General features: G+C 73.6%; 6 protein-coding genes. All 6 read left to right on the forward strand.

Annotated features, from left to right (window positions below; genetic code table 11):
• The first annotated feature begins 71 nt into the window (after positions 1-71).
• The 6 genes from V5O49_RS00405 (at position 72) to V5O49_RS00430 (ending at position 12,956) form a co-directional block, all read left to right on the forward strand.
• Positions 72-1,157: a diacylglycerol/lipid kinase family protein gene (locus V5O49_RS00405; RefSeq protein ID WP_332900481.1), complete on the forward strand. Its 1,086-nt coding sequence runs from the start codon at positions 72-74 to the stop codon at positions 1,155-1,157.
• Between the two features lie 18 nt (positions 1,158-1,175).
• Positions 1,176-5,669 carry a hypothetical protein gene (locus tag V5O49_RS00410; RefSeq protein WP_332900482.1) on the forward strand — a complete coding sequence of 1,498 codons (4,494 nt, stop codon included), beginning with the start codon at positions 1,176-1,178 and terminating at the stop codon, positions 5,667-5,669.
• A 343-nt stretch (positions 5,670-6,012) separates the two neighbouring features.
• On the forward strand, positions 6,013-9,282 hold the full coding sequence (locus V5O49_RS00415) for a PQQ-dependent sugar dehydrogenase (RefSeq protein ID WP_332900483.1): 3,270 nt from the start codon (positions 6,013-6,015) through the stop codon (positions 9,280-9,282).
• A gap of 126 nt (positions 9,283-9,408) precedes the next feature.
• The gene (locus V5O49_RS00420; protein ID WP_332900484.1) at positions 9,409-10,356 is read left to right on the forward strand and encodes a sugar phosphate isomerase/epimerase family protein; all 948 of its coding nucleotides are present in this window, start codon (positions 9,409-9,411) and stop codon (positions 10,354-10,356) included.
• A 197-nt stretch (positions 10,357-10,553) separates the two neighbouring features.
• Positions 10,554-10,976 (forward strand): LbetaH domain-containing protein, encoded by a 423-nt coding sequence (locus V5O49_RS00425; RefSeq protein ID WP_332900485.1) that lies wholly within the window; start codon positions 10,554-10,556, stop codon positions 10,974-10,976.
• 84 nt (positions 10,977-11,060) lie between these two features.
• Positions 11,061-12,956, forward strand: a complete 1,896-nt coding sequence (locus tag V5O49_RS00430) for an alkyl/aryl-sulfatase (protein WP_332900486.1) — start codon at positions 11,061-11,063, stop codon at positions 12,954-12,956.
• The last annotated feature ends 19 nt before the right edge of the window (positions 12,957-12,975 follow it).

Consider the following 12,975-nt stretch of genomic DNA (forward strand, 5'->3'; position numbering starts at 1 on the left):
CGGACGTCCGCGCGGCGACGCGCCGCCGACGCCGTCGTGCGGTCGAGGGGGATCAGTCCTATCTTTCGGTCATGCCCTGGGAACTCACCGTCGGGATCGTCGCACTGGTCGTCGGCCTGACCGCACTGGTGGTCGCGCTCGTCGTCCTGCGCCGCAGCCGGCACGCCGCCGCCCCGTCGTCGGGGCGGGGGACGCCGACCGACCGTCCGCAGCGTCCCCAGCTCGCCGTGGTGGTCAACCCCTCCAAGGAGAGCACCCAGCAGGCGATGGAGACCGTGCGCCGGGTCGCCGGGGAGGCGGCGCTGCCGGCACCACGCTTCTACGAGACGACCGTCGACGACCCCGGCACCGGGCAGGCCCGCGCCGCCGTGCGCGACGGGGCCGACATCGTCGTCGCGGCCGGCGGGGACGGCACCGTCCGCGCCGTCGCCGAGGGCATGCTCGGGTCCGAGGTGCCGATGGGCATCATCCCGGCCGGGACGGGCAACCTGCTGGCACGCAACCTCGACCTGCCGCTGACCGACCCGAAGGACGCCCTGGCGGTCGTCCTCGGCGGGATCGACCGGTCGATCGACGTGGGCCGCGTCCGCGTCACCGAGCGCCCGCCCGACGAGGAGCCGGACGACACCGACCACCTGTTCCTCGTCATCGCCGGCCTCGGCTTCGACGCCGCGATGGTGGCCGACGCCGACGACCAGCTCAAGGCGAAGATGGGCTGGGTCGCCTACTTCCTGGCCGGGGCGCGCCACCTGCACGGTCGGCGTATGGCCACGCGCATCACCGTCGACGACGAGGAACCGGTCGAGGCCAGGCTGCGCAGCATCATGGTGGGCAACTGCGGCCGGCTGCCGGGCGGCATCAACCTGCTGCCCGACGCCACGCTCGACGACGGCGTGCTCGACGTCGCCGCGATCGACACGCGCGGCGGGCTCGCGGGCTGGGCACAGCTCTTCGGCGAGGTCGTCGCGCAGGGCATGGGCGTGCAGAACGACATGCGGGCCAAGATCGGCCGGATCGACCACGTCAAGGCCCGGCGGGCCACGATCCGCGTCGAGGACGGCGAGCAGGCGCAGGTCGACGGCGAGGTGCTCGGCAAGGCGGTCCAGATCGAGACGTGGGTCGAGCCCGGGGCGCTGGTGGTCCGCGCGCCCGCCTGAGCCGCATAGGCTGACGGGGTGCGTCTCCTCGTCCGACTCGTCGTCGCCGTGGTGGCGCTCCTGGTCACCGCCGCGTCCGTCGTCCTGCCGACGAGCGCGCACGCCGAGGAGTCCGCCGCCCCGACCGACACGCCGCTCGTGCTGGCCGGCGTCGCCGGGCTGCAGTGGACGGACATCGACGCCGCGCGCACCCCGCACCTGTGGCGGCTGGTGGGCGGCGGGTCGGTCGCGTCGGTCTCGGTCCGCACCCTGACCCCGACCTGCCCGCGGGACGCCTGGCTCTCGCTCTCCGCGGGCAGCCGGGTCGTGACCGAGCGGCCCGAGGACACCGGCGCGGGCGCGGACGGAGGCAGCGCCGGCGGGGGCGACGACGGCGAGGACGACGGCCGGGCGGCGGCCGGGGAGCCGGAGCAGCCCTGCCCGCCGTTGCCCGCGGTCCGGGGGCCGGACGGCGGCGGACCCACGCAGGTGCCCGGCTGGGACGCGCTCGTCGACGAGGACGCCCTGGCCTCCACGGGTGCCGAGCCCGGCACCCTCGGCGAGCTGGCCCGCACGGTCGGCACGTGCACGACGGCGGTCGGCCCGGGCGCAGCTCTCGCGACGGCGGACCGGTCCGGCGACGTGCTCCGCTACCTCGCCGGCCCCGACGACGTCACGGCGGCGGCGGACCTGACCACCTGCCCCGTGACTGTGGTCGACCTCGGCGAGCTGCCGGACGCCGCCACCGAGCGGGCCGACGCCGTCGCCGCCGTCGACGCGGCCGTCGGACGGATCGCCGACCTGCTGCCCACCGGTGGCCGGCTCGTGGTGGCCGGCCTGGCCGACACCCCGCTGGGCCCCGCCGACCTGCAGGTGGTGGTGGACTGGACGCGTCCGGGCGGCCAGGCCACCTGGCTGACCTCCACCTCGTCACGCTGGCCCGGCGTGGTGGTGGCCGGCGACCTGTCCGCGACGCTGGCCGACGCCCTGCTCACCGACGCCGATCCCGACGAGCTGGCCGCCGCCGAGCAGGACCCCGACAGCAGGCTGGCCGGGCTCGTCTCCGCGTTCACGGGGTCCCCGCTGGAACGCGGCGAGGACCGCCGGCTGTCGGTGTTCCGCACCGTCGAGAACCGGCAGTACCTGTCCGTCCTGACCGAGACGCTGCCGCGCATGACGCCGGTGCTGGTCGGCGTGCTCGCGATCGGCGTCGTCGGCGTCGTGACCGGGCTGCTGCTCGCGCGTCGCCGGCGCACCGGCGACGCCGCGTCCGCAGGGTCCCCCGCGGACGTCCCGCCGCCGTGGCGCACGGGGCTGGCGATCGCGGTGCTGACCGTCGTGGCCTCGCTGCCCGCCGCCGCCACCCTGGCCACGCTGTCGCGCTGGTGGGTGTGGCCGGTCCCGGTCGCGGTCCTGTGCCTCGCGATCGGTGCCGCCGCGCTCGCCGTGGCGCTCGGCGCGTGGTGGGCCCGGCTGCTGCTGCCGCGCACGCCGTGGCGGCTGCCCACGACTCTCGCGGCGATCACCTGGCTCGTGCTCACGGTGGACGGACTGACCGGCACCACGCTGCAGCAGGGGTCGCTGCTCGGCCCCGCCCCCTCGCTCGGGGCGCGCTTCTACGGGTTCTCCAACTCCGTGTTCGCCGTGTACGCCGTCGTCGGCCTCGTGCTCGCCGCCGGCGTGGCCGCGCTGCTGCGCGACCGGGGCGCCTCCCGCCGCGCCCAGGCGTGGTCGGCCGCCGCGGTCGGCACGGTCACCGTGCTCGTCGACGGGCTGCCGCCGTTCGGCGCCGACCTCGGCGGCATCCTCGCGCTCGTGCCCGCCTTCGCCGTGCTGGTCCTCGGCGTCGCCGGGATCCGGCTGACCTGGCGGCGCGTGCTGCTCGTGCTGGCCGCCTCCGCCCTCGTGGTCGCCGTCGTCGCCGTCCTGGACTGGGCCCTGCCCCCGGCGACGCACCTGGGCGGGTTCGTCGACTCCGTCCTGGACGGCACCGCCCTGGCGGTGATCGCCGGCAAGGCGGCCGGAGCCTGGGCCACGGTGGCGAACCCCGCCGGGGCGTTCGCCGCCGTCGTCTGCGCGCTCGCGGCCTGGGCCGTGATCGACCCGCGCCGGGCCCGGCTCGACGGCGTCGCCGCGGCCTACGCCCGCGAGCCCCTGCTGCGCCGCGCCGTCCTGGCCGTCGTCACGGTCGGCGTCGTCGGCACCGTGGTCAACGACTCGGGCGTCGTGGTGGCGATGTACGTGCTGCTCGTCGGCACGCCGCTGCTGCTCGTCGGCCGCCTCGAGGCGACGCTCACCCCGCCCGCCGCACCCTCCGGCGCCGCCCGGGGCACGGGACGCCGGATCCTCGGCGTGGCCGCCGGCGTCGTGGTCGCGCTGCAGCTCGGCGGCGCCGCGGTGCCGGCGGGCGGCATGTCCCACGCCGGGGACGTCACCGCCGGTGGTGATCCCGTGCTGACCGACGAGGAGCCGGTCGTCGTCGTCGGCACGAACGGTCTGCGCTGGCAGGACGTCTCCCCCACCCGCACCCCGACCCTGTGGGGCCTGCTGCGCGACGGCGCGAGCGCCGGCGGGATGACGACGACCGTCACCGGACCGTCCGGGGACTGCCGGGCCGCCGGGTGGCTCAGCCTGTCGGCCGGCCGCAGCACCGTCACCGGCGCGTTCGACGACGGCACCTGGCGCTGCACGGACTGGGGGGTGACGGCGGACGGCGAGGGCGCCGTCGTCGACGGCTGGGACGCGCTGCAGGCCGAGCAGGCGGCCTCGGAGTTCAACCCGCACCCCGGGGTGCTGGGCGAGACCCTGTCCGCGGGCGACGTCTGCACGACGGCGGTCGGCCCCGCGGCCGCCCTGACGCTCGCGGGCCGCGACGGCACCGTCGAGCGGTACCGGACCCTGGACGCCGCGCTGCAGGACCCGGACGACGTGTTCTCGTGCCCGGTGACCGTCGTGGACGCCGGCGCCGCGCCCTACCACCCGACCGGCGAGGGATCGGACGCCCGGCCCGTGCCGACGGACGCCACGCAGCCCGGGCCGGAGCGCGACGCGATGCTGCGCGACGTCGACGCGACGGTGCGCAGCGTCCTGCTCGCCGCCCCGCGGGACGTCACCGTGCTCGTCGCCGACATGGGGAACCCCGCGCCCACGCGGCCGGCGCTCGGCGTGGGCGTCGCCCGGACGCACACGGACGCCGCGCCGTCGTACCTGGCGTCCTCGGCCACCCGCTGGGTCGGCGTCGTCCGGCTGCTGGACCTGCCCCCGACCCTCGTCGCGGACTTCGACCTGCCACGGCCGACGGACTTCTCCGGGGCGCCCGTGACGCTCAGCGAGCAGCGTCCGAGCGGCACGGGCGCCACGGTCCGCGACCTGTCGTCCCTGACGGAGCGGGACCACGGCCTGCGCGAGGTGACCGGCGCCGTGACCGGGCTGCCGACCTACGTCGCCCTCGCCGCCTTCGGCCTGGTCGTGCTCCTGCTGCCGACGGTCCGACGACGCGCCTCCGACCGCACCACCCGGCTGTGGACGGGTGCGCTGGAGACGGTCCTGCTGGTGTGCGCGGCGATCCCGGCGGCCTCGTTCCTCATGACGACCTGGTCGTGGTGGCGGATGCCGGACCCGCAGGCGGGTCTGTGGGTGGCGCTCGCGGGCGGCACCGCGCTGGTGGCTCTCGTCGGGACCCTGGCGCCACGTCGCCCGGCGTGGGCGGGCACGGTCGTGCTCGCCACGGTCACGTTCGTGGTGCTCACCCTGGACGCGGTGCTGGGCACACCCCTGCACCGCGGCAGCCCGCTCGGCGCGGCACCCACGCTGGGCGGCCGGTTCTACGGCTTCGGCAACCCGACGTACTCGGTCTACGCGGTCGTGGCGGTGCTGGCCGCCGCCGGGCTCGCGACCGTCGTCGCACGGCGGTGGGGTCGGGTCGCCGGCGCCGTCGTCGCGGGCGTCGTCGGCCTCGTCGCACTGGTCGTGACGGTCTGGCCCACGTTCGGCGTCGACGTCGGGGGCGGGCTGGTCCTGGTCCCGGTGTTCGCCGTCGTGGTGCTCGCGGCGCTCGGCGCGCGGCTGACCTGGCGCAAGCTGCTGGTCGCCGGGGGCGCCGGCGTGCTGCTGGTCGCCGTCATCGGCGTCCTGGACTGGCTGCGGCCGCCGGCGCAGCGCTCGCACCTGGGCGCCTTCGTGCAGTCCGTGGTGGACGGCACCGCCGTCGAGACGATCTGGCGCAAGGCGGGCTACGCCCTCGGCTCCCTGGACGGCGGTCCGCCGGCCTGGCTGTCGCTGGCCGTCCTGCTCGGGGTCGTGGCTGCCCTGTGGGCGGGTCCACGCTTCTCCGCGCGATGGCTCGAACGGGCCGAGGAGGCGTGGCCCCTGCTGCGTCCGGTGCTGGTGGCGCTGCTCATCGCGGGCGTGGGCGGTGCGCTCGCGAACGACTACGGCATCCGGGTCGTGACGATCATGCTCTTCCCTGCGGTGCCGCTGATCGGTCTGCTCGTGCTCCGCACCGACGATTCTCGACAGATGTCTGCCAACTGAGTCACATCTTTTGGTTGACACTCGTCATAAGTGCCCCTAGATTCGGGGCCATGGTCATTGACGACCGCGCGGCGCGGATGCCGCGCCAGCGGGCGCTTCAGTCGCCTACCGGACCCGTGATCGCTGCGACGTCGCCGCGGAACGGGTCACATCACGCTCTCCGTCACGGACGCGAGAGGAGGCTCCTGCTCCACACCCCGGAATGAGAAACCCCGCCCTGTCCGTATCCGTCGTGGCGGCGACGGGGACGTCGGCGGGGCACTCACGCACTACATCCAGGAAGGCAAGTGCGATGTCCCATTCTATGCGTTCACGTGCTCTCGCGGCGGTAGCCACCGCGGCGTTGGCACTGCCGATCGCAGCGGCGACGGCGTCGGCCCACGACGGCGTCGACCACGGCTCCGAGGACGGCGCCGAGGCGGCGCTCGACTGGTCCAACTACGAGAAGATCCTGCTCACCGAGAACACCGGCGAGCCCATCGCCATGGCCGTGATGCCCGACGGGTCGGTGCTGCACACCGCCCGCGACGGCGCGATCCGGCACACCGACCCCAGCACGGGCGTCACCGAGGTGGTCAACACCGTCGACGTCTACGCCAACTCCGAGGACGGCATGCAGGGCATCGCCCTGGCCCCGGACTTCGAGGAGTCCGGCTGGGTGTACCTGTACTACGCGCCCCGCGTCATGGACGTCGAGGGCTACCCCACCACGACGCCGTCCGGCTCGGCCCCCAACTCCCTGCCCGAGGGCGAGGACGAGTCCTACTGGGACCAGTGGAAGGGCTACAACCAGCTGACCCGCGTGCAGTGGGACGCCGAGGCCGGCGCCCTGGACATGAGCACCGAGCAGGACCTCCTCGAGGTCGAGGTCCAGCGCGGGCAGTGCTGCCACGTCGGTGGTGACATCGACTTCGACGCCGAGGGCAACGTCTACGTGTCCACCGGCGACAACACGCCGGCCGGCACCCCGGGTTCCAACGGCTTCGCCCCCAACAACAACGCGCCCGGCATGAACCCCGGGTTCGACGCGCGGCGCGGCGCCGGCAACACCAACGACCTGCGCGGCGCGATCCTGCGGATCCACCCCGAGGAGGACGGCAGCTACACGATCCCCGAGGGGAACCTGTTCGCGCCGGGCACCGAGGGCACCCGTCCCGAGATCTTCGTGATGGGCCTGCGCAACCCGTTCCGGATCGACGTCGACGACGTCACCGGTGCGGTGAGCTGGGGCGACTACGGTCCCGACTCGGGCGTCGCCAGCGACGAGCGTGGCCCGATGGGCTACGTCGAGTGGCAGAGCACGACGACGCCGCTCAACGGCGGCTGGCCGTACTGCCACGGCCCGAACGCCAACTACAACGAGTGGGACTTCGAGACCGCGACGCAGGGCGACTGGTTCGACTGCGAGGCCGGGGCGGAGAACAACTCCACCTGGAACACGGGTCTCGACGTCCTGCCGCCGGCGACGGCGCCGCAGGTCTACTACGGCGACAACCCGGGTGACCAGCCGTTCGACGAGTTCGTCGAGTTCGAGGCGCAGGGCGGCCAGGGCCCGATGGGCGGCCCGACCTTCGCCTTCGACCCGGAGGGTCCCGAGACCCAGTGGCCGGAGTACTGGGACGGCAAGGCGTTCTTCTACGAGTTCTCCCAGGACTACATCGCCGGGATCACCATCCCGGACCGTGACGGCCCCGTCACGCACGTCGAGCACGTGCTGCCCAACGCGGCCCTGACCGACAACGTGCAGGCCATCACCGACAGCCCGATCGACATGGAGTTCGGTCCCGACGGGTCGCTGTACATCCTCGACTATGGCAACGGCTTCTTCCGGCAGAACCCGGAGGCGGGCCTGTACCGCGTCGACTACGCCGAGGGCAACAAGGCCCCGACCGCGGTCATCGAGGCCGACCCGATCTCGTCCTCCACGGCGCCGCTCGAGGTGACCCTGGACGGCTCGGGCTCGACCGACCCCGAGGGCGAGGAGCTCACCTACGAGTGGGACACCAACGGTGACGGCACGTTCGACGAGACCGGCGTGGAGATCACCACGACCTACACCGAGCTCGGCCAGTACACCGCTCGCCTGCGGGTCACCGACCCGGCCGGCCGCATCGGCCTGACCTCCGAGCTGATCACGGTCGGCAACGTGGCGCCGACGCTGACCGCCGACTACCCGGCGGACGGCGCATTCTTCGCCTGGGGCGACGCCGTGCCGTACGCGTTCAGCACCTCCGACCCGGAGGACGGCACCGACACGGTGTGCTCGAACCTGTCCTGGACGCTGGGTCTGGGCCACGACACGCACGCTCACCCCGAGGTGCTCGGCAGCGGCTGCTCCGGCGCCTGGGTCACCCCGGCCGACGCCCCGGAGCACGGCGAGACGGAGAAGCTGTACGCCGTCGTCGTGGCGAACTACACCGACCAGGGCAACGGGGACATCCCGCCGGCCCAGGCCGAGGTCTCGCTCCTGCTCAACACCTTCACCCAGCAGGCCGAGCACGCCGACACCCTCTCCGGCGTGGAGGTCGTCAGCGACGACACCGCGGGCGGCCTGGCCAAGGTCGTCTCGTTCGACGCCGGTGACCACCTCGCCTGGGACCCGGTGAACTTCGCCGGGATCGACGGCGTCGAGGTGACCGGTGCCGGGACCGGCACGATCGCGCTCCGCTGGGGCGCGGCCGACGCCGAGCCCTTCGCCACCGCCGACCTCGACTCGTCCGGCTGGTCCACCGTGGCCGCGGACGTGACCGCGTTCCCCGAGGGCACCGGCGAGCTCTTCGTCACCTCCACCGGCGGCGTCGAGCTCGACACCCTGGAGTTCCAGGGCGACGGCGTCAGCGACGTCACCCCGCCCGAGGCGAGCCACTCGCTCGACCCGGCCGAGCCCACCGGTGACAACGGCTGGTACACCGGCGAGGTCGAGGTGGCGATCAACGGCACCGACAACGGCGAGGTCGCCGACGCCGAGGTCTCCTACGACGGCGGCGAGACCTGGGAGAGCATCCGTCACCGCTGGTTCGGCATCCAGCCCGTCACGCTCGACTCCGACGGCGTGCACGACCTGCAGTACCGCGTCATCGACAGCGGCGGCAACGTCTCCGAGGTCGGCGAGGTGACCGTCTCCATCGACACCACGGCCCCCGAGGTCGCGGTGACCGGTGTGGCCGACGGTGACGAGCTCGGCTCCTCCGAGGTCCTCGACCTCGGCGCCGAGGCCTCGGACGCCACCTCCGGTGTCGCGTCGTGGAGCCTCACGCTCGACGGCGAGGAGATCGAGGTCGGCGAGATCGAGCTGTGGACGCTCGACCTCGGCGACCACGAGGTCGTCGCGACCGCGACCGACGAGGCCGGCAACACGGCCGAGACGACCGTGAGCTTCACGGTCACCACCTCGGCCGCCGACCTCGCGGCGCACCTCGACCGCCTCGAGGAGGCCGGCGAGCTGTCGACGTCCGAGTCGGCCCGCCTGCACGCCTTCCTCGAGCAGGCCGAACGGCACGCCGACGCCGGCCGCGACGCCAAGGCGGCGAACGCCCTGCAGCGGTTCGCCGACGCCACCGACGAGGAGGTGCTGATCCGCGACGCCGAGGCGCTCATCGCCGAGCTCGGCTGAGCCGCTCTCCGGAGCACCGGGTGGGGCGGGGCCACCGAGGCCCCGCCCCACCACCCGGGCGGCACCGCAGCCGCCCACCGATCCACCTGTGCAGCACCGATGCTGCCCACCCAAGGAGGAACCGCAGTGACCACGCACAAGACTCGTCGCCTCTTCGCGACCACCGCTGCCGGCGCCCTGCTCGCCGCCGGCCTGTTCGGCGCCGGGGCCGCCAACGCCGTCCCGGACCACCCGCACGGCGACGACTACCCCGGCGAGGGCCAGGGTCGGACCGTTCCCGCCAACAAGATCGGCATCCAGCTCTTCAGCTACCTCGGCTGGCAGCGCGACATCGGCGTCGACGGCGTCATCGACGGTCTCGAGGAGGTCGGCCTGCGCAACGTCGAGGGCTTCGGGACGCCCGGAGGCTTCTTCAGCTCGTACGGGGACTACTCCGCGTCGGAGTTCCGCACCGAGCTGCGCGACCACGGGATGCACATCCCGAGCTCGCACGGCAGCACGAACGAGGAGACCTTCGACACCACGCTCGAGCTCGCGAAGGACTTCGGCCAGAAGCACGTGGGCTCGGGTGGCTTCGCGGCCCCCGGTATCGGGGGCGGCTACGAGAACGTCATCGCCACCGCCGAGACGATGAACCGCCTCGGCGAGCGCTCGGTCAAGAACGGCACCGGGAAGTTCTTCGGCCACAACCACGCCGGTGAGTTCCAGACGATGTACGAGGTCCCGGAGACGGGCGAGATGAAGAGCGCCTGGCACATCCTCGAGGAGAACACCGACCCGCGGTACGTGGCCTTCGAGGTCGACGTCTACTGGGCCGTCTCGGCCGGTGTCGACGTGGTCGAACTGCTCGAGACCTACGGCGACCGCATCGACCTGCTCCACATCAAGGACGGTCACGCGCCGTACACCCGCGACACCCTCACCGACGTCGGCGAGGGCGACATCGACTGGGCCCCGATCCTGCGGGCCGCGCACGGCAAGATCGACTACTACATCCTGGAGCGCGACGGCGCCCCGAACAGCATCGAGTTCGCCCAGGACAGCTTCGAGTACCTCTCGACGCTGCGCTACTGAGACGCACCAGCGCCACGCCGCGGCCCCGGTCATCCTCGCGATGGCCGGGGCCGCGGTGCATCCACGACCCGCCCACCGGGCGAACACCGGGTAGACCGTGACGCCCGGCGGGTGGCGTCGAGGGGGTGAAACCAGGAATCCTTGCGCCCGCACAGACGTTGTGCAAAGTGGAACAAGCCCAACAGCCAAGGAGAGTTGTGCGACGCATCCCGAGAAAGGTCGAGATCGAGGACGACGCGGGCAACGTCACGCGGTACGTCCGACACGAGAACGGCCTGGGCTACGTCTCCCCCCACGCGACCGTCCACCCGGAGGCCCGGATCGAAGCCGGCGCCTACGTCGAGGCCGGCGCGCGGGTCGCAGCCGAAGCCCGGGTCGACCGGTTCAGCTGGATCGACGTCGACGCCGTCGTCGGTCCCCGTGCACGCGTGGGCCAGTGCGTCCACGTCGGACCGCGCAGCGTCGTGGGCGAGGACGCCCGCGTCGGCGCCTACGCCCAGCTCGGCGAGGACATCGTCCTCAAGCCGGGCGCGGACGTCGAGGCGGACGCCGTCGTGCCCGAGCGCACCGTGGTGCGCCCGGCACGACGTCAGCGCCACGACTTCAGCACCGCCGCCTGAGAGCCGTCACCACGAGGTGACGCGCCGCCCCCCAGGACGACGCCTCGCCGGGCGTGCCCGGCGAGGCGACCCGATCCTGGGGTCATGACGACAGCACCACGGCCGGCGACGGCGTCCGTCGCCGGCCAGCAGCAGCTGATCCTCCAGACCCTGCCGTTCGACGACGCCCGGGACGCCGAGGACGCCCGGCGCGGTCTGGTCGCGCGGCGCACGCCCGGCACCGTCACGGCCGACGACGGTCGCGTCGTGTGGGACGGCGACGCCTACGCGTTCCTCGACGGTGACGCCCCGGACACCGTGAACCCGAGCCTGTGGCGCCAGTCCCGGCTCGTCGCCGAGCAGGGGCTGTTCGAGGTCGTCGCAGGCATCTACCAGGTCCGCGGTCTCGACCTGTCGAACATCACGTTCGTCGAGGGCGAGACCGGCGTCGTCGTCATCGACCCGCTGATCTCGACCGAGACGGCGGCGGCCGCCCTCGCGCTGTACCGGGAGCACCGGGGCGACCGGCCGGTCACGGGCGTGATCTACACCCACTCCCACGTCGACCACTTCGGCGGCGTCCGCGGCGTCGTCGACCAGGAGGACGTCGACGCCGGCCGCGTCCCCGTCCTGGCGCCGGAGGGCTTCGTCGGGCACGCCGTCGCCGAGAACGTCTACGCCGGCACCGCGATGTCCCGCCGGGCCGGGTACATGTACGGCGCGGCCCTCGCCCGCGGACCGCAGGGGCAGGTCGGCGCCGGGCTCGGCCAGACCACGTCGACCGGGACCGTCACCCTGATCCCGCCGACGCTCGAGGTGACCACGACCGGGCAGGAGGAGGTCGTCGACGGGGTCCGCATCGTGTTCCAGATGGCCCCCGGCACCGAGGCGCCCGCGGAGATGCTGTTCTACTTCCCGGACCACCGGGCGCTGTGCGCCGCCGAGGACGCCACCCACACGCTGCACAACCTGCTCACGCTGCGCGGGGCGCTCGTGCGCGACCCGCACGTCTGGGCGCACTACCTCACCGAGACCGTCGACCTGTTCGGCCAGGACCTCGAGGTCGTCTTCGCCTCCCACCACTGGCCCACCTGGGGACGCGAGCGGGCGGTGGAGTTCCTCGAGAACCAGCGCGACCTGTACGCCTACCTGCACGACCAGACGCTGCGGATGCTGAACCAGGGCCTCACCGGCCCCGAGATCGCCGAGACCATCGAGCTGCCGCCCGTGCTCGAGAACGCCTGGAACGCCCGGGGGTACTACGGGTCGGTCAGCCACGACGTCAAGGCGATCTACCAGCGGTACATGGGCTGGTTCGACGGCAACCCGGCGCACCTGTGGGAGCACCCACCGGTAGAGAGGGCCCGGCGGTACGTGGACTTCATGGGCGGGGCCGACGCCGTCGTCGCCCGGGCCCGCGAGTCCTTCGACGCGGGCGACTTCCGCTGGGTGGCCGAGGTCGTCAACCACGTGGTCTTCGCGGACCCCGAGCACGCGGGGGCCCGCGAGCTGCTGGCCGACACCTACGAACAGCTCGGCTACGGGTCGGAGAACGGCACCTGGCGCGACTTCTTCCTGTCGGGGGCGACCGAGCTCCGCGACGGACGGTTCGGCACCCCGACCGCCACGAGCTCACCCGACATCGTCGGCAACCTCACTCCGGCGATGCTCTTCGACGCCCTGGCCGTCCAGGTGGACGGACCCCGGGCGTGGGACGAGCGGCTGTCGATCGACGTCGTCCTCACCGACACCGGCGACCGCTACCGGCTGCGTCTGGCGAACGGCGTGCTCACGTACAGCACCGCGACGCAGCGCGGCGAGGCCGACGCGACGCTGACCACCACCACCCCTGCGCTCCCGGCGCTCGCCCTGGGCGGCGCGACCACGCCCGACGCGCTGGAGGCTGCGGGCATGGAGCTCAGCGGCGACGCATCGGCGCTCCGGCGCCTCACGGCCGTCCTCGACCCCGGAGACCCCGACTTCGCGATCGTGACGCCCTGACCGGCTCGGCCGGTCGGGA

Origin of the sequence: Isoptericola haloaureus (assembly GCF_036689775.1) — a bacterium.
Lineage (GTDB): Bacteria > Actinomycetota > Actinomycetes > Actinomycetales > Cellulomonadaceae > Isoptericola > Isoptericola haloaureus.

Coding starts and splice junctions, on each gene's coding strand:
- V5O49_RS00405 (WP_332900481.1), top strand. CDS start 72: ATGCCCTGGGAACTCACCGTCGGGATCGTCGCACTGGTCGTCGGCCTG.
- V5O49_RS00430 (WP_332900486.1), top strand. CDS start 11,061: ATGACGACAGCACCACGGCCGGCGACGGCGTCCGTCGCCGGCCAGCAG.